Below are 25682 nucleotides of genomic sequence, written 5' to 3'. Positions count from 1 at the left end.
GGTCGCGGTGCCGCCGCTCTCATCGGCTGCGGTAGCGCAGGGCCCGGGCCATCTCCCGCTTGGCCTGCTGCTCCGCCAGCGACTGCCGCTTGTCCCAGTCCTTCTTGCCGCGGGCCAGGCCGATCTCGACCTTGGCCCGGCCGTCCTTGAAGTAGAGCACCAGCGGCACGATCGTGAGCCCGCCCTCCTTGGTCTTGGCGGCGAGCTTTTCGATCTCCTTGCGGTGCAGCAGCAGCTTGCGCTTGCGGCGGGCGGCGTGGTTGGTCCACGTGCCCTGGGAGTATTCAGGAATATGCACGTTGAGCAGCCACGCTTCGTTGCCGTCGATGCTGGCGTAGCCGTCGACGAGCGAGGCGCGGCCCTCGCGTAGCGACTTCACCTCGGTGCCCTGCAGCACGAGACCCGCCTCGAAGGTGTCTTCGACGTGGTAGTCGTGCCGAGCACGCTTGTTCTGGGCGATGACCTTCCGCCCGGTCTCACGTGGCATGCTTCGACTTTACCGGCGGCAAGACCGCGCAGGACCCATGTGCACGGCTACACCCTGAGGTAGCGGCGCAGCGTCACGAACGAGGCCAGCACACAGATGACCACGCCGATGATCATGGTGTAGGTGATCGCCTGGGCCACGGTGTCCCACCCGAGCTGCGCGGTCGCGCCGCCAAGGTATTTGCCGAGCTCGTCGAAGAGGAACACCTTCGTCACGATCAACATGATCGCCGCGAACACGCCGCCGATCAGGCCGGCGATGACGCCTTCCATGACGAACGGCAGCTGAATGTACAGGTTCGACGCGCCGACCAGCCGCATGATGCCCGTCTCCCTGCGCCGGTTGAACGCCGAGAGCCGGACCGTGTTGCCGATCAGCAGGGCCGCGGCCAGCACCAGGATGATCGCGGCCGTGAGCGCGGCGAAGGCGAGTTTGTCCAGCATCTCGAAGAACGGACCGAGCAGTTCCTTGTGGTCGGTCACGTTCGAGACGCCGGGCTGGCCCTTCACGGCCTGGACGATGGCGCTGTAGTTGTCCGGATCGGCCACCTTGATGCGGAACGACTCGGGCATGTCCTCCATCTTGGTGGCGTTCACGAGGGCCTGGTTGGACGCGTACGCCTGCTTGAAGTTCTCGTACGCCGTCTTCTGGTCCTCCCAATACACATCCTTGACCCCTTGGGTGCCTCGGATGAACTCCTCGAGCGTCTTCTTCTGCGTCGCGGAGATCGCCTTGCCCTCACAGGCCGGCATGGCCGTCGCCCGGTTACAGAGGAAGACCGAGATCTCCACCTTGTCGTGCCAGAAGGTCTTCATCAGGGAGACCTGGGCGTTCGTCATCAGGCCGACGCCCAGCATCGCCATTCCGACCGCCACGGTGATGACGACCGCGATCGTCATGGTCAAGTTGCGACGGAGGCCGATCCAGACCTCGGAGAAGATGAAGTTCGCCCGCATGTTGTCTCTTCAGCTCCCTGTCAGTACGCCTGGCCGTAAACGCCACGCGACTGGTCACGGACGATCTTGCCGTCCTCCAGCTCCACGACACGCTTGCGCATGGAGTCGACGATGGCCGCGTCGTGCGTGGCCATGACGACCGTGGTGCCAGTCCTGTTGATGCGGTCGAGCACCTTCATGATGCCGATGCTCGTCGCGGGGTCGATGTTGCCCGTGGGCTCGTCGGCCAGCAGGATCATCGGCCGGTTGACGAACGCGCGGGCCATGGCGACGCGCTGCTGCTCGCCGCCGGACAGCTCGTCGGGCATGCGGTGGGCCTTGCCCTCCAGGCCCACCAACTCGATGACCTCCGGCACCACCTTGCGGATGAACCGCCGCGGCTTGCCGATGACCTCGAGGGCGAACGCCACGTTCTCGTAGACGTTCTTGTTGGGCAGCAGCCGGAAGTCCTGGAACACGCAGCCGATGCGGCGGCGCAGGTGAGGCACCTTGAAGTTGGAGAGGCGGGCCAGGTCCTTACCGGCGACATGGATCGCGCCGGAGTTGGGCCGCTCCTCCTTGAGGATCAGTCGCAGGAACGTGGACTTGCCTGACCCCGAAGGGCCGACGAGGAACACGAACTCGCCCTTGTCCACGTCAACGGACACGTGGTCGAGAGCGGGCCGGTTCTGGTTCGTGTAGACCTTGGTGACATTATCGAAATGGATCACGAGAGCATCACGGCATGCCAGTCTAGGGGTCAGGACGGAAGCGAGGGTGGCACATGCCCACTTCCCGCCGATGGCCGACCGGGGACGTCGTCTTTACTGATGATCGACGTTCCGATTGGCCAGAGGACAGTCTAGGGGGAAGACTGGCATGGAACGTCCATAACGGAAACAAAACGATTGTGCGGCTAGACTTGGGGACGTCATGAGTTGTGAACACCTCGTATGCGCGCAGTGCGCCCACCCCGTCATAGAGGGACGTTGCTCCCTCTGCCGCGCCAACAGGGAGCGGATGCACAACCACGGCTTCGCCGGGCTGTCACCCGCTCTCATCGTCCTGCTGCTGGTCGTCCTGCTCTTCGCGAGCCTGGCGCTCAAGCACCTCAGCGGACTTTAAGACTCCGCCCCTGACTCCTGCCGTCGCATCCAGCGGATCTCCGACTCGATGAACCCATCGATGTCGCCGTCGAGCACGGCCGTCGGGTTGCCGGCCTCGGTGCCCGTGCGCAAGTCCTTGACGATCTGGTAGGGGTGCAGCACGTAGTTGCGGATCTGCGTGCCCCACGACGTGGTGGTCGCGCCCCGCAGCTCCGACATCTTCTCCGCCTCCTCCTGCCGCTTGCGCTCGAGCAGCTTGGCCTGGAGCACGTTCATGGCGCTGGCGCGGTTTTGCAGCTGCGAGCGCTCGTTCTGGCAGGAGACGACGATGCCGGTCGGGAGGTGCGTGATGCGCACGGCCGAGTCGGTCGTGTTGACGCCCTGGCCGCCGGGACCGCTCGACCGGTAGACGTCGACGCGGAGCTCGTCCTCGTTGATGTCGATGTGGTCGGTCTGCTCGACGACCGGCACGATGTCCACCCCGGCGAACGAGGTCTGCCTGCGGCCCTGGTTGTCGAACGGGCTGATGCGGACGAGGCGGTGCGTGCCGTGCTCGCCACGCAGCGTGCCGTACGCGTAGGGGGCCTTGATGGTGAACGTGGCCGACTTGATGCCGGCCTCCTCCGCGTAGGAGGTGTCGTAGACCTCGGTGGAGTAGCCCTTGCGCTCGGCCCACCGCAGATACATCCGCAGCAGCATCTCGGCCCAGTCGGCGGCGTCGACGCCACCGGCCTGCGAGTTGATCGTGATCAGCGCCTCGCGGGCGTCGTATTCGCCCGACAGCAGGGTGCGTACTTCCAAGGCGCCGATGTCGGTTTTGAGTGACTCCAGCTCCTTGTCGGCCTCGGCGCGCGTGTCGTCGTCGCTTTCCTCGGCCGCGAGCTCGTAGAGCACCCTCAGATCGTCGAGACGGCGCGCCACGCCGTCGACGCGGTTGAGCTCGCCTTGGAGGTGAGAGAGCTTGCTCGTCACCTTCTGTGCCTGATCGGGGTCATCCCAGAGATCGGGCGCGGCAACCTGCTGTTCCAGCTCCGCGATCTGCTTGCGCATCGCGTCGAGGTCGAGCACGTCCTGGATGCTGCGGAGCGTGCCCGCGAGCTCGTTGATCTCTTCTGCCGGATCGATGCCTGCCACGTCTCCCAAGCGTACGCGACCCACGCGGGCCCGAATAACATAGCGAGGTGCGTGTATACGGGCGGCGGAAGGTGCTGGCGCTCGCCGCCGGCGTTCTCGCCGCGGCGACCGCCTGCACGGGCAACGCCACACCGGCGTCCAGCAAGGCCGCCGCGACGCACTCCGCGACCCCCACCACGCCTGCTCCCGCGCCACCCGGCGTCACGCGTGACGAGGCCGCCAAGGTGTTCTCCGAGATCACCGTCACCGACGACCTGCTGCGGGTGAAGAACGACCTCCAGGGGCGCCTGGGGCTGGCGGTGGACCTCATGACCGGCGGGCAGACGCCGCTGACCCTGGCGGCGTACCTCTCCACCGACTACGCGCCGCCCCGCCACAAGTGGGGCGTGCCGACGCTCTACGTGCCCAGGTTCGCAACGGACGAGCGGGCGCCCTGGTTCAGCGCGCTCGCCACGCGCGACGGGAAGCCGACGCTGCTGACGTTCGCCAAGTCGGACCGCTGGCGGCTCAGCTCCGCGGCGCAACTGGTGCAGGATCAGCAGGTGCCGGACATCGAACTGGATGCCGACGGCTACGCGGCGGCGCTGGCGCCCGACGACAAGACCGTCACGATCAGCCCCCAGTTCATGCAGCCCGTGCACGCCAGCGTGGCCGAGACGGGGTCCGCCGGGGTCACGGCGGGGCTCATCGCCGCGGGGCCCTACACGACCGAGGTGGCCCAGCAGATCGCCGACCTCCGGGAGAAGGCGAAGCTCGACGGGTTCAGCTACGACTCGATCTTCAGCGCGGACAGCTTCCCGGTCTACGCCCTCCGGACCGAGGACGGCGGGGCGCTGATCCAGTATTCGCTGTCACGCACCACGACCACGACGACGAAGACGGCCGAGGACGACTACATCCCCGTGCCGGAGTCCGCCGGGTGGGCGATCAGCACCCCGGTGCTCCGCCGGAGCCTGAGATTGATCGAGACCCACCAATACGCCACGGCCGTCCCACCCCTCTCCAAACCCTCCGCCGCCGCCGTCATCGCCCACGACGGGGGTCTCACCAGGGCGTCTGGGCAATAGTTTTTTTACGGTCGCCCAACGTCACCGCACGCGCCGTAGCCCCCTCCGTCTGTCATGGCCGGTCGTGAGGGCTCACGGGTTGGTCGCCGTGACGAGCGGCTTCTTGGCCTGCGTCTTCGGTGGATTGTCGGCCCATTAAGCAACTGGAGTTGACTAACTGAGGACTAGTCAACTATCGTTGCTTGCATGCCGGCTGATGAAGTTCCTGTTACCGATCCTGCGGACGCGTTGGCGGCGGTGGTGGCGTTGCGGCGGTTGGCCGACCAGTTGGAGGACGCCGCTGTCGAGCAGGCCATGCGCGCGGGCTGGAGCTGGCCCGAGGTCGCCGAGGCGCTCAGCGTCACGCGCCAGGCCGTCCACAAGAAGCACTCCAAGCGGCTCATCGCGGCCGGCGTCACGCTGAGGAGACGACATTGAGCGCAATCGACCACTACATCAACGCGGTCATGCTGCAGGGCGAGGCCGAGGCCCGGGAGGACGGCTCCGCGGACGCCGAGGCGCATCATCTGCTGCTTGCCATTGCCGCCCATGAGGGCACGGCCGCCCATGCGGTGCTGAACTCCGCAGGTCTCGACCGCCAGGCCATCCGGGCTGCGCTGGACCGGGAGTTCGAGCACAGCTTGAGCGCGGCCGGGGTGTCCCTGGCCGCCTACGACCTCCCCAAACCCAGCCGTGATCCCCAGCGCCGTCCGGGCGTCGGCGCCTCGACCCGGCTCGCGCTCGAACGCGGCTTCGCCGCCGCCACCGGCAAGAAGGATCTGCGCCCCGCGCACCTGTTGCTCGGGGTCCTGAACACCCACATCGGCACCGTCCCCCGCGCGCTCGCCCTTGCGGGCATCGACCGGGCAGCTCTGATGGTGCGCGCCCAGGAGACGCTGGCGCACGAGAGCTGGTAACCCGCCGCTCTCCCCATTCCGCTCCGGCCCTGATTCGGGCCGCGATGTCTCATGCCCTCGCGACGAGGCCCGCCGGCATGCGTCCCGGCGCGAGGGTGTCCAGTCCCGAACAGAGGTCATCCATGACGACGAGCAATGAGATCGTGCTCGACGTCGACAGGCTGCGCATGCGCTACGGCTCCGTCGACGTCCTGCAAGATGTAACGTTCCAAGCCCGCCACGGCGAGGTGCTGGCCCTGTTAGGGCCCAACGGGGCGGGCAAGACCACCACGATCGAGATCCTGGAGGGCTTCAGGGCGCGGTCGCAGGGCCGGGTCGAGGTGCTCGGCACCGATCCCGCGCGCGGCGACGAGCGGTGGCGGGCCCGGCTGGGGGTCGTGCTGCAGTCCTGGCGCGACCACGGCAAATGGCGGGTGCGCGAGCTGCTGGCCCACCTCGGCACGTACTACGCGGGTTATGCCACCGGCCGGATCCAGCGGCCATGGGACGCCGAGGAGCTGATCGCGGCGGTCGGCCTGACCGAGCACGCGGACAAGAAGATCAAGACGCTGTCCGGCGGGCAGCGGCGCAGGCTGGACGTGGCGATCGGCCTCGTGGGCCGCCCCGAGCTGCTGTTCCTCGACGAGCCGACCGCGGCGTTCGACCCGCAGGCCAGGCACGAGTTCCACGATCTCGTCCGCGGCCTGGCCGGCGCACAGGAGATCACCGTCCTGCTCACCACCCACGACCTGGACGAGGCGGAGAAGCTCGCCGACCGCATCCTCGTCCTGAGCGGCGGGCGGATCGTCGCCGACGGCACGACGGGCGAGCTGGCCCGGCGGATCGCCGGCGAGGACGAGGTGCGCTGGCTCCGCGACGGGCAGCGCCACACGCACAAGACCACCGACTCGACCGGGTTCGCCCGTGACCTGTTCGACCGATACGGCGACGAGATCCGCGAGCTCGAGGTCCACCGGGCCTCGCTGGAGCAGACGTACCTGGCCCTGGTGCGCCAGGCCGAATCGACACCGGAGGCGGTCCGATGAACCCGGCCACGACGGCGCTGCGCGCGGGCTGGTCCCGTGGGCTGATCGAGCTGCGGCAGTCGTTCACCAACGGCGCCGACCTGTTCTCGCACTTCCTCTGGCCGGTGCTGCTGCTGGTCGCGATGTTCTTCCTGCGGGACGCGTCGTTCGGCTCCAGCGGCCTGCTGCTGGGCACCCTGGCCCTGCCGGGCATCCTCGGCATGAACGCCGGCATGGGCCTGGTCAGCATGAGCCAGCAGCTCACCGCCGACCGCGAGGACGGCACCCTGCTGCGCGCCAAGGCGACCCCGCACGGGATGCCCGCCTACCTCATCGGCAAGGTCGTCTCGGTCTCCGGCGGGCTGCTCGCCGACCTGGCGATCTTCCTGATCCCCGGCATGCTCATCGTCGACGGCCTGCTAATGGGCCCGGGCTCCTGGCCGACGCTCGCCTGGGTGCTGGCGCTGGGCCTGGTGGCCACCCTGCCCATCGGCGCCGTCCTGGGCTCGGTGTTCACCGGCGCCCGCGCCCAGGGCCTGCTCCAGCTACCGGTCCTCGCGGTGATCGGGATCTCCGGCATCTTCTACCCGATCACGGCGCTGCCCGAATGGCTCCAGTGGATCGCCCAGGTCTTCCCGATCTACTGGATGGGTCTCGGCATGCGCTCGGCCCTGCTGCCGGACGCGGCGGTCAGCGTCGAGATCGGCGAGTCCTGGCGGCTCCTGGAGACCGCCGGCGTGCTGGGCGCCTGGGCGGTGCTCGGCCTGCTGGTGGCGCCGATCGTGCTGCGCGGGATGGCGCGCGGCGAGTCGGGCTCGACCGTGGCCGCGCGCCGGGAGCGGGCCCTGCAACGGGTCGGGTGACGCCCGCCCGGCGGAGGTGCTGCTGCGGCGGCTGACCTACCGCCGCAGCAACACCACTGGCTAGGCCTCCGCGTGCGGGAGGTTGCTGGCGGCCACCAGCGTGCGGATGGCACGCAGCGCGACCGACAGCGTGGCCAGGTCGAAGTTGTCGCTCTCCCAGATCTCCGACAGCGTCTGCCTGGCCCGGGACACGGCCGCCGAGTTGGCCTCGGACCACCGGGCCAGCCGCTCCTCCGGCGGCAGCCCCGGATTGCTGTGGGCCAGCACGTCCCGGGTCAGCGAGGCGTGCGCGGCGTAGAGGTCGTCGCGCAGGGCCGAGCGGGCCATGGAGTTCCACCGGTTGTCCCTGGGCAGCGCGATGATGCGCTCGCGGAGGCGGGCCAGCTGGAGGCGGTCGGCCAGGTCGAAGTAGACCTCGGCCACCTCGTTGACCGGCCGGCCCGTCACGGAGGCGACCTCGACCAGGTTGAGCGTGGAGTAGGCGGGCACCATGGCGGCCACCCGCTCGGCCAGGTCCTGCGGCACGCCCCTGCTCAGGAACGCGTCCCGGCGCTCCTCGTACGCGGCCAGATCCGGCCCCGTGAGCAGCTTGGGAATGTGCGCGACGAGCCCGTTGACGCCCTTCACGAAGAACCCGACCGAACCGGCCAGCTCCAGCGGCGGGCGGCGGTTGATCAGCAGCCAGCGCGTGCCGCGCTCGACGAGCTTGCGGGCCTCGAGCAGCATGGCGATCTGGGTCGCCGTGTCCACCTTGTTGTCCAGGGACTCCACGGCCCGGTAGAAGCTCGGCAGGTCGAAGACCTCCCGAGCCACGAGGTAGGCCCGCGTGATGTCGGGCGTCGAGGCGCCGGTCTCCTCACCGAAGCGGTGCAGGAACGTGGTGCCCATGGCGTTGACCAGCTCGTTCACCACGCAGGTGGTGATGATCTCGCGCCGCAGCGGGTGCGCGTCCATGTACGACCGGAACCGCTCCCGCAACGCCGACGGGAAGTACGACACCAGCCACGACTCCAGGAAGGACTCGTCGGGCAGGTCCGAGCCGAGCAGCTCGGCATCGGCCACCAGCTTGGTGTAGGCCAGCAGGACCGAGAACTCGGGCGCGGTCAGGCCGAGCTTGGCCTGGCGGCGCTCGGCCAGCGTCTTGTCCGACGGCAGGAACTCCAGCTCCCGGTTGACCAGCCCGTCGCGCTCCAGCCTCCGCAGGTAGCGGGAGTGGATGTGGAGCATCTCGACGGACTGGGCGCGGGCGGCCGCGAGGACGATGTTCTGCGCGTAGTTGTCCCGCAGCACCAGCTCGGCGACCTCGTCGGTCATCGAGGTGAAGAGCTGGTTGCGCTGCTTGTCGGTCAGCTCGCCGTCGCGTACGACCTGGTCGAGCAGGATCTTGATGTTGACCTCGTGGTCGGAGGTGTCCACGCCGGCCGAGTTGTCGATGAAGTCGGTGTTGATCAGCCCGCCGTTGAGCGCGAACTCGATGCGGGCGAGCTGGGTGAAGCCCAGGTTGCCGCCCTCGCCGATGACCTTGCAGCGCAGCTCGCCGGCGTTGACCCGCAGCCCGTCGTTGGCCTTGTCGCCCACGTCGGCGTGCGACTCGGAGCTCGCCTTGACGTACGTGCCGATGCCGCCGTTCCACAGCAGGTCGACCGGGGCCCGCAGGATGGCGCTGATGAGGTCGTTCGGCGCCAGCGAGGCGACCCCCGCCGGGATGCCGAGCGCCTCGCGCATCTGCGGCGTGATCTGGATGGACTTGGCGGTGCGCGGGAAGACGCCGCCGCCCGCCGAGATCAGCTTGGCGTCGTAGTCCTCCCAGGAGCTGCGCGGCAGCCCGAACAGGCGCTGCCGCTCGGTGAACGAGCGGGCGGCGTCCGGCGCGGGGTCCACGAAGATGTGCCGGTGGTCGAACGCGGCCACCAGCCGGATGTGCTGCGACAGCAGCATGCCGTTGCCGAACACGTCGCCCGACATGTCGCCGATGCCGGCCACCGTGAAGTCGGTGGTCTGCACGTTCACGCCCATGGTGCGGAAGTGGTACTTGACCGACTCCCAGGCGCCGCGGGCAGTTATGCCCATGACCTTGTGGTCGTAGCCGATCGAGCCGCCGGAGGCGAAGGCGTCGCCCAGCCAGAACCCGTATTCCTTGGCCACGCCGTTGGCGATGTCGGAGAAGGTGGCGGTGCCCTTGTCGGCCGCGACGACCAGGTAGGTGTCGTCGCCGTCGTACCTGACGACGTCGGGCGGCGGCACGACCTTGCCGTCCACGAGGTTGTCGGTGAGGTCCAGCAGGCCGGAGATGAACGTGCGGTAGCAGGCGACGCCCTCGGCGAGCAGTTCCTCGCGGGTGCCGTGCGCAGGCGGACGTTTTACGACAAATCCACCTTTGGACCCAGTCGGCACAATGACGGTATTTTTCACCATCTGCGCCTTCACCAGGCCCAAGATCTCCGTCCGGAAATCCTCCATCCGGTCGGACCACCGCAGCCCGCCTCGCGCCACCTTCCCGAAACGCAAGTGCACACCCTCGACCCGCGGCGAGTACACGAATATCTCGAACTTGGGCCGCGGCAACGGCAGCACACTGATGGCCTGCGGGTCGAACTTAAGTGAAATGTACGGTTTGTGCCTTCCGTTAACCTTCTGGAAGTAATTCGTGCGCAATGTCGCCTGAATCATCTCCAGGTACGCCCGCAGAATCCGGTCCTCGTCCAGCGAGGCCACCTCGTCCAGCGCGCCCAGGATCTCCTCAGTGAGCGCGTCCACGAGATCGAACCGCACGTCCTCGCCCCGCCGCGGATCGAGCTTGGCCTCGAACAGACTCACCAGCAGCCGCGCCAGCCGGACGTTCCCCGACAGCACCCGCTCCATGTAGAGCTGCGAGTGCGTGCTCCCGGCCTGCCGCAGGTATTTGGCGTAGACCCGGAGGATCTCCACCTGCTCCCAGGTCAGCCCGGCCCGCAGGATGAGCGCGTTGAAGTTGTCGGCCGCCACCCGCCCCTTCCACAGCACGGTGAGCCCGTCCTGGAACAGCCCCTTGAAGGCGTCCCTCTCCACCTCTTCGGACGGCGTGTATCGCAACCCGAAGTCGTAGATCCAGGCGTTCTTGGTGGCGGGGTCGTTGTCCCGGTCGATCTCATAGGGCCGCTCGTCGACGACCTCGACCCCGAGCCGCTGGATCAGCGGCAGCGCGTGGGACAGCGAGATGGGCGAGCCGACCTTGTAGATCTTGAGCCGCCGCTCCCCCTCAGCCGCGCCGTACGGCTCGTAGAGGTTGATCCCCACCTCGTCGTCGTCGCCCGCGGCGACCAGTTCCTCCAGCCGGCGCAGGTCCACGACCGCCACCTTGGGCGGAAAGTCCGCTTTGTAGCCTTCGGGGAACGCGGCCGCGTACCGCCTGACGAGCGTCGGAGCCTCCTCCTCAGAGGTCGCCTCCCCCACCGCGGCGGCGAAGTCGTCCTCCCAGGAGCGGGTGAGCGCGGCCAGCCGGGACTCCAGCTCCTCCACGTCCACGCTCGGCGGCGGGAGCTGCCTGCCCCGCTCGCCCCGCACCACCACGTGCAACCGGGCCAGCACCGACTCGCCGATCATGGCGCTGTAGTCGAGCGTCTTGCCGCCCAGAGCCTTGAGCAGCACCTCCTGCATCTTCAGCCGCACCTTGGTGGTGTAACGGTCGCGCGGCAGGTAGATCAGGCAGGAGATGTAGCGGCCGTAGTCGTCACGCCGCAGGAACAGCTTGACCTGCTTGCGCTCGCGCAGCCGCAGCACGCCCAGCGCGATCGGCAGCAACTGCTCGACCGAGGTCTGGAACAGCTCATCGCGCGGGAACGACTCCAGGATCTCGATCAGGTCCTTGCCGTCGTGGCTGTCGGGCGCCAGCCCGGCCTGGTCGAGCACGTCGGCCAGCTTGCGCCGGAGCACCGGGATCCTGGAGATCGACTCGTTGTAGGCTACATGCGTGAACAGGCCGAGGAAGCGCCGCTCCCCGATCACCTCGCCCTCGGGCGAGAACATCTTGACCCCGATGTAGTCGAGGTAGGCCGACCGGTGGACGGTGGCCCGGGAGTTGGCCTTGGTGATGATCATGAGGTGCTTCTCCCGCGCTTTGGCCCGCACCTCGGCGGGCAGCGCGGAGAAGCTTTCCGAGCCGACCTTGTCGTCGCGCAGGATGCCCAGCGCCGCCCCCGGCAGGGAGCGCAACGTCGCGCCCTCGTCGGTCTCCTCGAGGCGGTATTCCCGGTAGCCGAGGAAGGTGAAGTGCCCGTCGGCGAGCCAGCGCAGCAGGTCGATGCTGTCCTCGACCTCCGCGGGCTCCAGCGGCGGCGGGCTCATGCCCAGGTCTTCCGCGGTCTGCACGGCCAGGGCGCGCATCTTCCTGAAGTCCTCGACCGCCTGCCGCACATCGGAGAGCACCCGCTGGAGGTCGGCCTCGAGCTCCTTGAGCACCGCGGGCTCGCTCTGCCTGTCGATCTCGATGTGCATCCACGACTCGACCAGCATCTGGCCGGTGACGTCCTCCTGGCCACGGCCGAGCATCCGGCCCGTCATGTCGCGGCGCACCCGCATCTGCGGATGGACGACCAGATGGATGCCCAGGTCGTACCGGTCGAGCTCCATGGTCACCGAGTCGACGAGGAACGGCATGTCGTCGGTGACCACCTCGACCACGGAGTGCCCGGGGTCCCAGCCGTTCTCCTCCAGCGTGGGGGTGTAGGCCCGGACCACCGCCCGGCCCTGGGGGCGCGTCTCCGCGAGCTGGCGCTGCGACATCGCGGGGCCGTACACGTCGACGGGGTTGCGGTCGAGCACGTCCTCGGGCGCGACATGCCGGTAATAGACCCGGAGGAAGGCGAGGGCCTCCTCCATGGTCATATGCTCGCTGCTCGCCGCGCAGCTTTCGGCGGCTCGCTGTAGCAGCTCATCCTTGGCCTCGTCGAGGGGCATCTGGTTCTCACTCCTTTGTGAGGTTTCGCCATGGCCGTTCATAGCCAGGCCCTTAGTTCCCATAGCAACGGGAAGTAGTGCAGGCGCGTTCTGCCGCGCAGGTAGGGGGCACCGGTCGAGCCGCCCGTGCCCGACTTGGTGCCGATCTGGCGCTCGACCATCTGGACATGACGCATCCGCCACATCGCGGCGGTCTCGTCGTGTGTCAGGAGGTCTTCGGCCAGTTGCCACAGGTCGTCGTAGGACCGGCGGTCCCTGGCCACGGTCAGCAGCGAGGACATGATCTCGTCCGCCGCGACCGGCAGGCCCCGCTGGGACAGGGCGGCCAGATAAGCATCCCACAGCGTGGGCTCGTTCAGCCTCCGGCGCAGCCTGGCGAGATCCGCCTCGCTGGCATGCCGGAAGCTGCCGAGATAGCGCTCGTCCTTCAGCCCCGACAGGAACTCCAGCTCGCGGAACTGCACCGACTGAAAGCCGCTGGCCGGCGCCAGTTTCGCGCGGAACTCCAGGAAGTCCTGGGGCGTCATCGTCTCCAGGACCTGGAGCTGCTCGATCAGCACCCGCTCGACCGCGTGCACCCGCTTGAACAGGTGCCTGGCCCGCCACAGCTCGTTGCCGAACATGGCGGCGCGGGCCGCCTCCAGCTCATGGAGCAGCAGCTTGAACCACAGCTCGTAGACCTGGTGGATGGTGATGAAGAGCAGCTCGTCAGGGGCCTCCGACTGAGGCTGCTGTTGGGCGAGAAGCGCGGGCAGGCAGAGATAGCCGCCGTACGACAGCCGGCCGCCTTCCTCGCCGAACTGCCGGTGCGGGGGACCGGGCGCATCACCGTCGATGCCCACCGAACACCTCCCCCTGAATCGCCCGGCCCTGGTTCACCGGACGCACTACCTCTTGCCGTACCGATACCACCCGAAAAGGTGATAGACGTCAACGTGACATCGACATCGGGGGATCGTCGTCTGAGGTCGAGGGGGCGTTCCTGAGCTCGTCGAGCTGCTCGGGCAGCTCGGCAAGCTCAATGAGCTCCGCCTGGCATTTCTCGCACGTGTCGAGGTGGCGTTCGAACGCCTCGTGCTCCTCTTCGTCGAGGACACCGAGGACATAGGCGGCCACCCCGTCATGCATCAGCCGGCTACCCCCTTGTCCCGCAGCAGCTCGCGGAGAGCCCGGATGCCGTAGTAGAGCCGGGACTTCACCGTGCCCGGCGGGATCCCCAGAATCTCCGCCGCTTCACTTATCGTACGGTCTCGAAGGTAGGTCTGCTCTATGACTTCGCGGTGTTCTGCCGACAGACTGCGGAGCGCGTCGGCGACAACGATCGCCGATAACGCGCGCTCCGAGCCGTCGGGCACCGCCATCATGTCGACTTCAGGCGGCTCGACCTCGTGAGGCCGAACGCTCTTCCTTCGACGCCCGTCGATAACGATGCGTCGGGCTACCGTCAGTAGCCATGCCCATATGAGGCCTGGTTCCCATTGCAGTCTTGCCGAGTTACGCCAGGCTCTGACGAGCGTCTCCTGCACTACGTCTTCGGCCCATTGAAGGTCGTTACCTGTAGATTTGCGTACGTGGCGCAGCAGAGGGCCGCCGAACTCCTGGTAAAGCACCGCAATGCGATGCTCCGCCTCGGCATCCGCACTCTCGAACCTGCCGTCGAGGTGACCTAGCACGGGGCACATCTTTACACCTTTGTTATGGGTTCGGTAGCCACTCCGATAACTCCAGTCATTTCTAACTATCTCCGGCCATGAGTGAACCTGGCCCGAGAAGCCCGCGTACCTCCGACCATGCACAGGCTTTTGCGTGGCGAGGTCTTCATGCTCGGCGGCTTCGTCGTAGCGGCCGCGGCGACGATCGTGCTGGTCATGCCCCCGTCGATCGATCCCGCGGCGGCTCAATGGACGGAGACGTCCTCGGGCCCACTCACGGCTGCCGACCGCGACCTGCTGGTCAAGGTGCGGCAGGCAGGTCTATGGGAGATGCCCGCAGGCGAGTACGCGAGGACCCGCGCCGCCTCCCAACGTGTCAAGGAAGTCGGCAGGCTGATCATGGAAGATCACCAGAAGCTGGACCTGCTGACCCGTCAGGTCGCGAAGAAGCTGGGCGTGGCTTTGCCCGACGAGCCCAACCCCGACCAGCAACGCTGGATGGCCCAGCTGGCGTCGGCAAGAGGTCCCGCCTTCGACAAGGACTACGCGAACCTGCTGCGTGCCGCGCACGGCAAGGTCTTCACCGTCGTGGCGGCCGTGCGGTCGGGGACCCGTAACTCCGAGATCAGGAAGTTCGCCCAGGAAGGGATCAATTACGTCATGCGACATATGTCCCTCCTGGAGTCCACCGGTCTGGTGGACCACAGCCAACTGCCGGAGCCCCCGACGCCCGAACCCGCTCCACCCGTCGCCATGGCGGTCGAAAAGAGGAGACACTCATGAGGAGATCCAGACGCATGGCCGCGGCCGTGTCTGCTTTGGCCGTCGCGGCAGGCGGGCTGGTGTCCGCGGCCGTCATCGGCGTCGGCGCCGGACCCGCGATCGCCGACCACTGCCTTCCGGCCGAACAGGGGCAGCAGCAGCGGCGACAGAACCCCGACCAGCAGGGGCAGGACCAGAACCAGGAGCAGGATCAGCAGCAGGACCAGAACCAGCAACAGGACCAGAACCAACAGCAGGACCAGAACCAACAGCAGGACCAGAACCAACAGCAGGACCAGAACCAACAGCAGGACCAGAACCAACAGCAGGACCAGAACCAACAGCAGGACCAGAACCAACAGCAGGACCAGAACCAACAGCAGGACCAGAACCAGGATCAGAACCAGCAACAGGACCAGCAGCAGCAGGCCCCGGACCAGCAGACCGGGGATCAGCAGCAACAACAGCAACAGGATCAGCAGGACGCCGACCAGCAGCAGGCGCCCCAGGGCGGCGGCGCCGCGGTCCAGGACCCGGCCCAGCCCCCGGAGGAGACGGCCGCGCCGGAAGAGTCGGCCACGGCCGCCCCTGAGGAGACGGGCGAGACGTTCTCGCGCCGAGGCCGCCCCAGGCCCACCAATAGCGCCACCCCGACCCCCAGCCAGACGCAGAACCCGGACGAGGACCCGACCGCCACCGCCTCGCCCTCGGCCTCCCCGACGGGCGGCGAAGAGGAGTGCGGCGACCTGGGCCCGTTCCCTGAGGACTTCGTCGACATCCGCCAGGTGGCGCCGCGCCAGCTCGGCGCGCGGATAGGCCGAGGCGGCTCCCGCGGCACCTTCGTCTCCCAGTGCGGGCGCAACGAGAACCGGCACAACAACCCGGACAACTTCATCGTCGCCCCCGGCGTCAGCAACGGGGCGCACCACCTGCACGACTACGTGGGCAACCTGTCGACGGACGGATTCTCCACCGACGAGAGCCTGGCCGCGGCGGGCACGACCTGCCGGCTGGGCGACAAGTCCACGTACTTCTGGCCGGTGCTCAGAGACCGCAATTCGGACGCGAACGCCAACGACCCGGACGGCAACGTCGGCCAGGTGCTGACGGCGCGTTCCGTGCAGCTCCAGTTCCGGGGCAACGCGAGCTCCAGAGTCGTCGCCATGCCGAGGTTCCTCAGGCTGATCACCGGTGACGCCAAGGCCGCGACGAACGGCACGGCCAACGCCCGCGCCGCGTGGAGCTGCACGGGATTCCAAAACCGTATATCTCCCGACAAATATCCGCTTTGCCCGCGCGGCAGCCAGGTCCTTCGTATTCTGGACTTCCCCAGCTGCTGGGACGGGCAGAACACCGACAGCGCAAATCACCGCACGCACGTGGTCTTCCCCGACCAGAACGGCGCCTGTCCTCAGGGCACCAGGGCGATTCCGCAGTTGCGGATGACCCTTGCCTATTCGGTGCCCCAGGGTCAGTCGTACGCGGTGGACGCCTTCCCTGAGCAGAAGCACAACCCGGTCACCGACCACGCCGATTTCGCCAACGTCATGCCCGACCGGCTGATGCGTTTCGTCGTCGACTGCATCAACCGGGGCCGCCGTTGCTGACCCGAAGCGCGCCCTGAAGGGCAACCCGCCTTCCGAGTCGCACCCTCAACCGACCTTGGAGGGGAAACAGATGCTCCACAGACGAACCCCCCGGCACGCTCCCACCAAGCTGGACACCAGAAGCGTCCGGCTGGGGGCCAGCGCAGCCCTCACGGCCGTCCTGCTCTCGGTGTTCGCGATGAGCATGACGGAACGCGGCATCGGGCTGCTCGCCCGGGGGGTGGCCTTCCTCGAGTTCTACGCGGGCGTGTTCGCCCTGGTGCTGCTGACCGCGACGGTCGCGCTCGGCATCATCACCACCGAACGCGTCTTCCTGTCGCCGGCCAACCGCGTCAGGGCGCAGCTCGCACACCGGGCCGTCGCCCTCATCGGGATGGCCTTCCTGCTCACGCACATGACCCTCATGATCAGTCTGGGGCATGTGCCGCTGGGAGCGGCGGCCGTGCCGGTGGCCGGAATCTATGTGGGGCTCGGCACGCTGGCCTTCGACCTGATGGTCGTGGCCGTGGCCACGGGAATGATGAGAGGGCGCTTCGCCATACGGACCAGGCCATGGATGTGGCGGATACTCCACTCCTCCGCCTACCTGGCCTGGCCCGTCGCCATCATGCACGGACTGACCGCCGGCCGCCCGCCGGCCGGATGGGTGGCCTGGTCGTACGTGGCCAGCATGGCGGCGGTCGGCTCCGCGCTGATCGTGCGCGTGCTGGCCTCGGTGCGCCGGCCGCCGGTCGTACCCGAGCAGATCGCAGGACCCGCGGTGACCTCCCCCGCCGCCGTGGGCGTGCCCGCCGAGCGGCCGCAGAAGGTCGCGGCGGGGCAGCCGGCCGCCGCGGCGGCCGCGAACACGAACGCACCGGTGAGCCTCGCCGAGGCTCGGCGCCGATACCGGGAGGCCGGATGAGACCGACCGCAAGTTCTCAGGAGCGACCGTGATTCCGGCTCGAGTGCCACGGGTGTTACGCATGGGTCCGGCCCGGTTGACGGCCGGGCTCGACCACTGCCGGCGCCTTGATCTGCCCGCCCACCGCACCCTTCACGGCGTCGTGGCGCCGCGCGAGCTGGGCGAGCTCATCTCGTACGCCAACGAGGTGGACATGCGCGGGCGGGGCGGCGCGGCCTTCCCGTTCGCGCGCAAGCTCCGGGCCGTCGCCGACGCGGTCGGCTCGGGGGGTGAGTGCGTCGTCCTCGTCAACGGCGCCGAGGGCGAGCCCGCCAGCTCCAAAGACGCCATGCTGCTCACCCGCAACCCGCACCTGGTGCTCGACGGCGCGGTGCTGGCCGCCGAGGCGCTGGGGGCCCGCGAGGTGGTCCTCGCCACGGCCGGCGGCGAGGTCGCCGAGGCCTCCGTCGCCGCCGCCGTGGCCGAGCGCCGGGCGGCGAACGTGTCCGGCGGCGCCGAGAGCCGCGTGCCGATCCGCGTGGTCGGCATCAAGGAGCGGTTCATCTCCGGGGAGGGCGGCGCGCTCGTCAATGCCGTGAACGGCCAGGAGGGCATCCCGCCCGGCCGCAAGAGGCGGGCCGCGCAGAGCGGCGTGGACGGGCTGCCGACCCTGCTGTCCAACACGGAGACGTACGCGCAGCTCGCGCTGCTGGCCGAGTACGGCCCGCAGAAGTACGCCGAGGTCGGCACGGCCAAGGAACCCGGCACGATCCTGCTCACCGTCAGCGGCGGCGCGGCCAACGGCGCGGTCATCGAGGTGCCGACGGGCGTCATGCTGGCCGACGTGCTCGACCTGTGCGAGGCCGACATCGGCGACGGCGTGCTCTTCGGTGGCTACCACGGCGCGTGGCTGTCGGCGGAGGCCGTCGAAACGGCCGTGGTCTCGCGCGAGGGCATGAAGGCGGCCGGGGCCACCCTGGGGGCCGGGATCATCGTCCCGGTCGGCTCGTCCACGTGCTCGCTGGGCGAGGCCGCCAGGGTCGCCTCCTATCTGGCGTCCCAGTCGGCGGGCCAGTGCGGCCCGTGCCGTCTCGGCCTGCCGAACGTGGGCAGGCTCATGTGCGACCTCGTCGAGGGCAACGGCTCGGTGGACGCGATACGGCGGGCCGTGCGCGTGGTGGAGCGGCGCGGCGCGTGCTCCCACCCGGACGGCACCGCCAAGTTCGTGCTGTCCGCGCTGGACGCGTTCGAGAGCGAGATCACGCTCCACCTGGAGCAGGGCTCCTGCGGGCGTCCGGTGCGCGGCGTGATGCCGATGCCCGAGCTCGAGAAGGAGGTCGAGTACCGCCTGGAGGTGGACTGGTCGCGTTGCGTGGGGCACGGGCTGTGCGCGCACCTGCTGCCCGAGTTCGTACACCTGGACGACTACGGGTTCCCGTCCTTCAGAACCGTCCCCGCGTTCATGCTCAAGGAGGCGCGGCGGGCCGTCGACATGTGCCCGGCGCTGGCCCTGCGCCTGGCCGAGAACGGCGGGGACGGGCACGGGCCCGCGCCGAAGCCGGCCGCGTCGCCGCTGCGGCTGGTCAAGGACGGCATGCTGAAGGCCGGGTCGAGCGTGCCGCGCCTGACGCGGGTAGGTGCCAGTCCGAGCGTCTCGAGAGCCGGAGGCAACGCCGGGTGATGGCGCGGTGACGAACCCGGCGGACCTCCGGGGCGTCTCACCGATCGGTTCACGTCGACCGACAGGGAGGTGTCCATGGACCGCCGGGACGTACCACGCGTGGGAGCGCCCATCGATGAGCGGGAGGTGGCCGACGTAGGAGCGCCTGTCGATCGGCGGGATTTCCTGCAGGCCGACGTAGGAGCGCCCGTCGATAGGCGGGATTTCCTGCAGGCCGCCGCGCTCGCCCCGCTGGCGCTGTCCGTGCCGGCCGGGGCGGGGCTCTCCACGCCGCCGCCCGACTGGGCGCGGCTGCGGCGTCGGCTGGCGGGCACCCTCGTGCTGCCCGGCGACGCCGGGTACGCCGCCGCGCGCCGCCTGTACAACCCCTCCTACGATCGGATCAGGCCCGGCGGGGTCGCGTACTGCGCGAACCCGGCCGACGTGTCGGCGTGCCTGGGGTTCGCGCGGGCCAACGGCATCCCGGTCACCGCCCGCTCCGGCGGCCATTCGTACGCGGGCTGGTCCACCGGCACCGGCCTGGTGATCGACCTGTCCAGGATGCGCTCGGTCGCCTACGCGAACGGCCTGGCCACGATCGGCGGAGGCGCCAAGCTGATCGACGTCTACGACCGGCTCGCCCGCCACGGCGTGAGCATCCCCGCGGGCACCTGCCCCACGGTGGGAATCGGCGGCCTCACGCTGGGCGGCGGGCTGGGGGCGGTGTCCAGGAAGTACGGGCTCACATGCGACGCCCTGAGGTCGGTGAGCGTCGTCACCGCCGACGGCCGGGTGCTGACCTGCGACGCCACCCGCAACGCCGGGCTGTTCTGGGCCTGCAGGGGCGGTGGCGGCGGGAACTTCGGCATCGCGGTGTCCTTCACGTTCGAGACCTTCGAGGCGCCGCGGCTGACCGTCTTCTTCCTGAGCTGGCCGTGGTCCAAGGCGGGGGCGGCGGTGCGGGCGTGGCAGTCGTGGGCCCCGTCGGCGCCCGACGAACTGTGGTCGGCGCTGCACCTGACGCGCTCGGCGAACGGTCTGGGGGTGGAGATCCTCGGTACGTACGCCGGCCGCAAAACCTCCCTCGACCGGCTGCTGGCCCCGCTGCTCGCCGGGATCGGGCGGCCCTCGTCCCGCTCGGCGAGGGCGGTCTCCTATCTGGAGGCCATGAAGATCATGGGCGGGTGCTCGTCCAAGTCGATCGCCGAGTGCCGGCGGACTCCGCGGACGGCGTTCGCGGCCAAGTCGCACGTGTCGTACCGGACGCTGTCCGCCGACGGGGTGCGGGAGCTGGTGCGCGGGGTGGCTCGCGGCGGGCGGCACTCCGTGTACATGGACGCCATGGGAGGCGCGATCGCGCGGGTGAGTCCGGGCGCGACGGCGTTCCCGCATCGGGCGGCGCTTTTCACCGTGCAGTATTACCAGGACGGGATGGATCGAAGCTGGCTGCGCAGGGTGCACGCCGACATGTCCCCACATCTCGGTGATCATGCCTATGTGAACTACATTGACCCCGATCTGAGGAATTGGCGGAGCGCGTACTACGGATCCAACGCGGCGCGGCTCGCCGAGGTGAAGGCCACCTACGACCCCAACCGGCTGTTCCGGCTCCCCCAGGGTCTGTAGGGCCTGCGTCCCACCGCCCGGCAACGCGCGCGCCCGCACGCAGTGGGGACGTCTTACCCTAGAACGGGATTCGAGCCTGGAGGTGGTCGTGGTCACGGGTGTGCTGATCGATTGGGGTGGGGTGCTCACGACCAGCCTCTCCGTCTCCATAGCCAAGTGGATCGAGGCGGACGGAATCGACGCCGATCACTACCGCGTGGTGATGCGCGAGCTCGTCGACCACGCCTATCGGGACGGCGACGGGAACAGCGTCGTCCACGCCCTCGAACGCGGCGAACTCGACGGCCCCTCCTTCGAGCGCGACCTGGCCGCCAGGCTGCGGACGGTGGACGGCGTGCCCCCAGTGGCCGAAGGGCTGCTGGACCGGATGTTCGCGGGGTTCGAGCGGGTCGACGCGATGTACGACATGCTGCGGGCCGTACGGGAATATGGCGTCAAGACCTGCCTGGTGTCCAACTCGTGGTCCAACAGCTACCCCCGCGACGACTGGGACGGCGTCTTCGACGCGATCGTGATCTCCGGCGAGGTCGGCATGCGCAAGCCCGAGCCGCGCATCTTCCACCACGCCCTCGACCTGGTCGGGCTCTCGGGTGAGGAGTGCGTGTTCATCGACGACATCGAGGCCAACATCATCGCCGCCGGCGCGCTCGGCATCTCCGGGATCCACCACCGCGACCCGGACACGACCATCACGAAACTCGAGTCCCTCCTCCGCCTCACGTTGCGCCGGGCACAATAGAGCCCTTGCACGCTGAGATGGACCCGCAGCGACGCGAGGACATCCATCTCAGCACGCCGAGCGGAGCTCGGTCACACAGCATGAAAGGTTCGTGATGCGCGTCTATCTGCCGTGTACTCTCCCGGCCCTGGCCGCGGCGGTCAAGGCCGGTGAGCTGAGCCCGGCTCCGCTGACCGGCTACGCGGTGACTCCCGCGCTGACCGAGTGGTACGCCTCGGGCGACACCGAGGAGCTCGAATACGTCGCGCTCACCGAGGCGGCCCGCGCCTCGCTGCGGATGCTGGCCGCCGACCGGGCAGACGGCGTCGAGGCCGCGCCCCGGCGGGTGGTGGTGGCGGCCGAGGTGCCCGAGGGCTCGATCTCCGCAGGAGCCGATCTCGAAGAACGCGCGAGGGTACGCCTCGCCGAGCCGATCCCGATGGCCAAGGTGGCCGCGGTGCACATCGACGACCTGGACGCGGCTCAAGACATCGAGGCCGCGATCGCCGCGCTGCCCGCCTCCGACCAGGGCGACGACGACGCGCGCTTCACCGTCGACGGGGCCGAGGCGCACGAGCTCATGTGGTATGCGACGCAGGAGATCCCCGACCTCCTCGGATCATGACATAGATCACACTCTCTTGACCTTGCAGAGCCGACTCTCGCTAGGGTCCCGACCCAGCACTGTTTTTTGACGCAAGGAGTCGGTTCCAAGTGAAGCTTCGAGTTGTGGCGACCGCGATCGGGGCGGCGGCGGTTGCCCTCGTCGCAAGCTCCCCCGCCAGCGCCCAGGCGCTCTCGCACTACGACCACAAGGACCCGTACAAGACGGGCTGCGCCAGCACGGCGCGCGTGGTCGAAACCGCAACGATCAACAGACGGGGCTACGGCAAGGCCGGCTCGGTCAAGCTCATGTGGTCGGGCAAATGCAAGACCAACTGGATCGAGGCCACTACGCCCAAATCCGCGACGGGAACCATCTACGTGCGCACGGCTGACGGCAGGAAGGACTCCTACGGCTTCCGTTCCGGCCGCACCAAGCACTGGGGCAACATGCTCATGGCCAACAACATGTGCGCCTGGGGCGGCGCCTCGATCCAGTGGGGCGGCAAGAGCGCCTTCGGTCAGACCGCCACGAACGGGGCCTGCCGCTGAGCTTCCGAAGGGCCGTGACCGTACGGTTGCGGCCCTTTGGCGTTCACAGGAATGTTACGCCCGCCGTCTAAGCTGTACGTAAGATGACAAAGCACATTATTTGGGATTGGAACGGCACGCTCTTCCACGACCTCGACGCCGTGGTAGGAGCCACCAACGAGGTCTTCAAGCCGTACGCACTGCCCGAGGTGACCGCCGACGGCTTCCGCGCGGTCTACACCCGGCCCGTCTGGGTCGCCTACGAACGCATCCTCGGCCGTCCCCTGACCGAGGGCGAGTGGGAGCGGCTGGACGACGGGTTCCACGAGCACTACTTCCGGCTGAGCGACGCCTGCAGGCTCGCCGACGGCGCCGAGCTGGTGCTCGCCAACTGGACGGGGACCCAGTCGCTCTGCTCGATGGCGCCGCACGCGCATCTGGTGCCCAAGGTGGACTCGTTCGGCATCACCCGGCACTTCACCAGGATCGACGGGCTGCTCGGCACCACGGGAGGCGAGAAGGCCGCGCACATGACCGCGCACATCCAGGCCCTCAGCGTCGACCCCGGCGAGATCCTGGTCATCGGCGACAGCGTGGACGACGGGCTCGCGGCCAAGCACGTGGGCGCCAAGGCCGTGCTGTACACCGGCGGGATGACCACGCGGGCGGACCTGGAGAGCACCGGGCTGCCGGTGGTCGACACCCTGGCCGAAGCCCTCGACTACGCGTAGTCTCCATTCGGAATCGCTCAGACCGGGAGTCCTGAGCGGGGCGCCGCCCGTACCCTTGCAGTGTCCCTTTCAGGAGGCCGCCATCAACCGCCTTGTGCTGTGGAACATCGACCTGACACTGGTCGACGTCGCCATCGTGACCAGAGACGCCTACGCCGAGGCGTTCCGCGTCGTGACCGGGCGCCCGCTGGTCAAGCTCGTCCCGCCGATGGGCCGCCCGGACTCCGAGATCGTCTTCGAGACGCTCGCGGTCAACGGCATCCAGGCGGAGGATGATCACTTGCCCAAGTTCCTGTCCGCGCTCGCCGTGGCCTTCGCCGACCGGCGCGGGCGGCTGGCCAAGGAGGGGCGGATGATGCCGGGGGCCAAGGACGCGCTGAAGTCGGTGTCCAGGCTCGACGGCGTGGCGCAGACGGTGCTGACCGGCACGATCAAGAGCAACGCGGTGCACAAGCTGAAGGCGTTCGGGCTGGACAAGTACGTCGACTTCGAGCTCGGCGGCTATGGCGAGGAGGTCTACCCCAAGGCGACGCTGTTGCAGGTGGCGCAGGGGCGGGCCAAGCAGCGCCTCGGCACGCCCTTCACGGCGGCCAACACCGTGGTGATCGGGGACTCGACGCGGGACGTGCAGGCCGCCAAGATCGGTGGAGCGGCGATGATCGCCGTCGCCTCCGGCCGCTCGATGACCGGTGAGCTCCGCGCGGCCGGCGCGGACCTGGTGCTGCCCGACCTGTCCGACGCCTCGGAGGTGGTGGCCGCGGTCGCGGCTCTCACTTCCCCGGCCGGCCGCAAGGCAGGCTGACCCCGGCGAACGGGCGGGCGGCTAGGTCACGGCGTCGAGGAAGCGGGCCGCTATCGGGGCCGCGACCGCGGAGCCGGCGCCGCCGCCCTCGACGATCACCGCGAACGCCAGGTCCCCTTTGTAACCGATGAACCACGAGTGGGCGGGTGGTTCCTTACCGGAGCCGTATTCCGCCGTGCCCGTCTTTCCGGCCGTGCCGGGCGGGAAGCGTACGGCCTGGGCGGTGCCGTCCGTGACGACGGCGGGCATGAGCTCGCGGAGGGCCGCCGCCACGGCGGGTTCGAGCGGGCGCGGGCGGTCGTCCCCGGCCCCCTTGATGAGGCGGGGCGGGAGCCAGGCGCCCGACGCGACGGCGGCGGCCACCGAGGCCATGTTCAGCGGGCTCGCCAGCACCCGGCCCTGGCCGATCGAGGCGGAGGCCAGGTCGGTGTCGTCCTTGGGGTCGGGGAACTCGGCGCGCACGGCGGGCACACCCGGTTCGATCGGGATGCCGAAGCCGAAGCTCCTGGCGACCTCCGCGAGCCGGCCGCCGTTCAGCGAGGCCACGCTCATCTCGCCGAACGTCGTGTTGCACGAGTGCGCGAACGCCTCCTGGAACGACAGCGTCCCGTAGTCCTTGAAGCCCGCGTTGTGGAACGGGAACCCGCCGATGTTCTTCTCCGCCGGGCACGTGACCTGCTCGTCCGGCTCGGCCCCGCCCGCGACCAGTGCGGAGGCCGTCACGACCTTGAACGTCGACCCCGGCGGGTACTTGCCGAGCAGCGCCCGGTTGAACCCGCCCGGCTTGTTGACCACCGCCAGGATCTCCCCGGTCGAGGCCCGCAGGGCCACCAGGGAGGCCGGCTTGCGCACGCCTTCCAGGGCCTCGGCGCCGGCGCGGTGGATCTTCAGCTCGATCGTCGTCTTGATCGGCTCGTAACCGCCCCCGTCGACGACGGTCTCCACGACCCGGTCCCCCTCGTACAGGTCGATGCGATAGCGATCCGGGGACTTGAAGCGGTCGGGGTGGGTCTGCCTGATGCCCTCGACGAGCTGCTGCACCGAGCCCGGCGCGTCCGGGGTGTTGACCGGCGTGCCGTCGGCGGCCAGGACCCGCAGCGGGTCGCCCTTCCGCGTCACCACCCGCAGCGAACGGCCCGCCTTGAGCAGGGGGTGCATGGCGGCCGGGGTCCAGGCGACCTTCCACGTGCCGTCGCGTTCGACGAACCGGAGCTCCCCGCCGTAGTCCCAGGTCAGCCGCGGCCCGCTCAGCCTCGCCTGGAACGACACGACGCCGCCCCTGTCCTCGGCCGTGGCGGCGAAGACCCCGTTCGGCACGTGCCGGTGGAAGGCAGCCTCCGTCACCTTGAGATCGGCGTAGAAGCGCTTGTGCCGGGCCTCGAAGTCGGCGGGCGGGTCGGCGACCAGCGCGCGCATGGCCGCGTAGTTCCGCGCCGACCACGCCGTCAGGTAGCTGTCGGCGGCCTCCTCCGGCGTGCCGACGGTGCGCGTCGCCCAGACGACCCCGCCCGCCGCGACGACCGGTACCAAAATCCCCGCCGTGATCCACGGCCACCTGCGCCGCCGTCGCCGGAGCGGCCGCTCCGGCTGAAGATGAGCCGTCGTTCTCCCCGTTTGTGGTGCCATGAGGCATGAGGAGACCAGAGGTACCACGTTGGTGTCCAATACTGATATGACCAG

At 68.9% G+C, this 25682-nt stretch carries 24 protein-coding genes; 15 read left to right on the top strand and 9 right to left on the bottom strand.

What is annotated here, in order from left to right; all coding sequences use genetic code 11:
* Positions 1 to 19: 19 nt before the first annotated feature.
* The 4 genes from smpB to prfB all read right to left on the bottom strand — a co-directional run bounded on the left by smpB (position 20) and on the right by prfB (position 3662).
* Positions 20 to 487, bottom strand: a complete 468-nt coding sequence (gene smpB / locus ACTMTI_RS02335; RefSeq protein WP_441117894.1) for an SsrA-binding protein SmpB — start codon at positions 485 to 487, stop codon at positions 20 to 22.
* A 47-nt stretch (positions 488 to 534) separates the two neighbouring features.
* A complete protein-coding gene (ftsX, locus tag ACTMTI_RS02330) occupies positions 535 to 1443 on the bottom strand; it encodes a permease-like cell division protein FtsX (RefSeq protein WP_441117893.1) in 909 nt (302 codons plus the stop codon).
* Between the two features lie 20 nt (positions 1444 to 1463).
* Positions 1464 to 2153, bottom strand: a complete 690-nt coding sequence (ftsE, locus tag ACTMTI_RS02325) for a cell division ATP-binding protein FtsE (protein ID WP_103956370.1) — start codon at positions 2151 to 2153, stop codon at positions 1464 to 1466.
* Between the two features lie 390 nt (positions 2154 to 2543).
* Positions 2544 to 3662: a peptide chain release factor 2 gene (gene prfB, locus ACTMTI_RS02320; protein WP_441117892.1), complete on the bottom strand. Its 1119-nt coding sequence runs from the start codon at positions 3660 to 3662 to the stop codon at positions 2544 to 2546.
* 47 nt (positions 3663 to 3709) lie between these two features.
* Here prfB and ACTMTI_RS02315 point away from each other — a divergent pair, with 47 nt between their 5' ends.
* From ACTMTI_RS02315 to ACTMTI_RS02295, 5 genes are all read left to right on the top strand, one after another.
* The gene (locus tag ACTMTI_RS02315; RefSeq protein ID WP_441117891.1) at positions 3710 to 4729 is read left to right on the top strand and encodes a hypothetical protein; all 1020 of its coding nucleotides are present in this window, start codon (positions 3710 to 3712) and stop codon (positions 4727 to 4729) included.
* A gap of 186 nt (positions 4730 to 4915) precedes the next feature.
* A complete protein-coding gene (locus tag ACTMTI_RS02310) occupies positions 4916 to 5146 on the top strand; it encodes a hypothetical protein (protein ID WP_441117890.1) in 231 nt (76 codons plus the stop codon).
* A complete protein-coding gene (locus ACTMTI_RS02305) occupies positions 5143 to 5625 on the top strand; it encodes a Clp protease N-terminal domain-containing protein (RefSeq protein ID WP_441117889.1) in 483 nt (160 codons plus the stop codon). The genes ACTMTI_RS02310 and ACTMTI_RS02305 overlap by 4 nt, the downstream gene beginning before the upstream one ends.
* Positions 5626 to 5747: 122 nt before the next feature.
* Positions 5748 to 6650 carry an ABC transporter ATP-binding protein gene (locus ACTMTI_RS02300; protein WP_441117888.1) on the top strand — a complete coding sequence of 301 codons (903 nt, stop codon included), beginning with the start codon at positions 5748 to 5750 and terminating at the stop codon, positions 6648 to 6650.
* A complete protein-coding gene (locus ACTMTI_RS02295; RefSeq protein WP_441117887.1) occupies positions 6647 to 7492 on the top strand; it encodes an ABC transporter permease in 846 nt (281 codons plus the stop codon). Before ACTMTI_RS02300 ends, ACTMTI_RS02295 begins: the two co-directional genes overlap by 4 nt.
* Positions 7493 to 7552: 60 nt before the next feature.
* Here ACTMTI_RS02295 and ACTMTI_RS02290 read toward each other — a convergent pair whose 3' ends face one another.
* The 4 genes from ACTMTI_RS02290 to ACTMTI_RS02275 form a co-directional block, all read right to left on the bottom strand.
* Complete coding sequence (locus ACTMTI_RS02290; RefSeq protein ID WP_441117886.1) at positions 7553 to 12427, bottom strand: NAD-glutamate dehydrogenase; 4875 nt, start codon at positions 12425 to 12427, stop codon at positions 7553 to 7555.
* Between the two features lie 38 nt (positions 12428 to 12465).
* Positions 12466 to 13269 carry a tryptophan 2,3-dioxygenase gene (locus ACTMTI_RS02285; protein ID WP_441117885.1) on the bottom strand — a complete coding sequence of 268 codons (804 nt, stop codon included), beginning with the start codon at positions 13267 to 13269 and terminating at the stop codon, positions 12466 to 12468.
* Positions 13270 to 13357: 88 nt separating this feature from the next.
* Positions 13358 to 13555, bottom strand: coding sequence for an anti-sigma factor family protein (locus ACTMTI_RS02280; protein ID WP_441117884.1), 198 nt, complete (start codon positions 13553 to 13555; stop codon positions 13358 to 13360).
* A complete protein-coding gene (locus tag ACTMTI_RS02275; RefSeq protein WP_441117883.1) occupies positions 13555 to 14109 on the bottom strand; it encodes a sigma-70 family RNA polymerase sigma factor in 555 nt (184 codons plus the stop codon). The genes ACTMTI_RS02280 and ACTMTI_RS02275 overlap by 1 nt, the downstream gene beginning before the upstream one ends.
* A 108-nt stretch (positions 14110 to 14217) precedes the next feature.
* Between ACTMTI_RS02275 and ACTMTI_RS02270 the strand changes: the two genes are divergently transcribed.
* The 10 genes from ACTMTI_RS02270 to ACTMTI_RS02225 all read left to right on the top strand — a co-directional run bounded on the left by ACTMTI_RS02270 (position 14218) and on the right by ACTMTI_RS02225 (position 24002).
* Positions 14218 to 14862, top strand: coding sequence for a DUF4142 domain-containing protein (locus ACTMTI_RS02270; RefSeq protein WP_441117882.1), 645 nt, complete (start codon positions 14218 to 14220; stop codon positions 14860 to 14862).
* Positions 14859 to 16448, top strand: coding sequence for a DUF1996 domain-containing protein (locus tag ACTMTI_RS02265; RefSeq protein ID WP_441117881.1), 1590 nt, complete (start codon positions 14859 to 14861; stop codon positions 16446 to 16448). The genes ACTMTI_RS02270 and ACTMTI_RS02265 overlap by 4 nt, the downstream gene beginning before the upstream one ends.
* A 70-nt stretch (positions 16449 to 16518) precedes the next feature.
* Positions 16519 to 17352, top strand: coding sequence for a hypothetical protein (locus ACTMTI_RS02260; RefSeq protein WP_441117880.1), 834 nt, complete (start codon positions 16519 to 16521; stop codon positions 17350 to 17352).
* 28 nt (positions 17353 to 17380) lie between these two features.
* Positions 17381 to 19012 carry an NADH-ubiquinone oxidoreductase-F iron-sulfur binding region domain-containing protein gene (locus ACTMTI_RS02255; protein ID WP_441117879.1) on the top strand — a complete coding sequence of 544 codons (1632 nt, stop codon included), beginning with the start codon at positions 17381 to 17383 and terminating at the stop codon, positions 19010 to 19012.
* A 75-nt stretch (positions 19013 to 19087) separates the two neighbouring features.
* On the top strand, positions 19088 to 20617 hold the full coding sequence (locus tag ACTMTI_RS02250) for an FAD-binding oxidoreductase (protein ID WP_441117878.1): 1530 nt from the start codon (positions 19088 to 19090) through the stop codon (positions 20615 to 20617).
* An 88-nt stretch (positions 20618 to 20705) separates the two neighbouring features.
* Positions 20706 to 21356, top strand: a complete 651-nt coding sequence (locus tag ACTMTI_RS02245) for an HAD family hydrolase (protein ID WP_441117877.1) — start codon at positions 20706 to 20708, stop codon at positions 21354 to 21356.
* 94 nt (positions 21357 to 21450) lie between these two features.
* The gene (locus ACTMTI_RS02240) at positions 21451 to 21960 is read left to right on the top strand and encodes a DUF6912 family protein (RefSeq protein ID WP_441117876.1); all 510 of its coding nucleotides are present in this window, start codon (positions 21451 to 21453) and stop codon (positions 21958 to 21960) included.
* Positions 21961 to 22049: 89 nt separating this feature from the next.
* A complete protein-coding gene (locus ACTMTI_RS02235) occupies positions 22050 to 22490 on the top strand; it encodes a DUF2690 domain-containing protein (protein ID WP_441117875.1) in 441 nt (146 codons plus the stop codon).
* Between the two features lie 83 nt (positions 22491 to 22573).
* Positions 22574 to 23200 carry an HAD family hydrolase gene (locus ACTMTI_RS02230; RefSeq protein ID WP_441117874.1) on the top strand — a complete coding sequence of 209 codons (627 nt, stop codon included), beginning with the start codon at positions 22574 to 22576 and terminating at the stop codon, positions 23198 to 23200.
* 94 nt (positions 23201 to 23294) lie between these two features.
* Positions 23295 to 24002 (top strand): HAD family hydrolase, encoded by a 708-nt coding sequence (locus ACTMTI_RS02225; protein ID WP_441117873.1) that lies wholly within the window; start codon positions 23295 to 23297, stop codon positions 24000 to 24002.
* Between the two features lie 21 nt (positions 24003 to 24023).
* Here the strand turns inward: ACTMTI_RS02225 and ACTMTI_RS02220 are convergent, their stop codons facing one another.
* Positions 24024 to 25532 (bottom strand): penicillin-binding transpeptidase domain-containing protein, encoded by a 1509-nt coding sequence (locus ACTMTI_RS02220; protein WP_441117872.1) that lies wholly within the window; start codon positions 25530 to 25532, stop codon positions 24024 to 24026.
* Positions 25533 to 25682 lie beyond the last annotated feature (150 nt).

This window comes from Nonomuraea sp. H19, assembly GCF_052068215.1.
Lineage (GTDB): Bacteria > Actinomycetota > Actinomycetes > Streptosporangiales > Streptosporangiaceae > Nonomuraea.
This window is presented reverse-complemented; position numbering and strand designations above follow the sequence as displayed.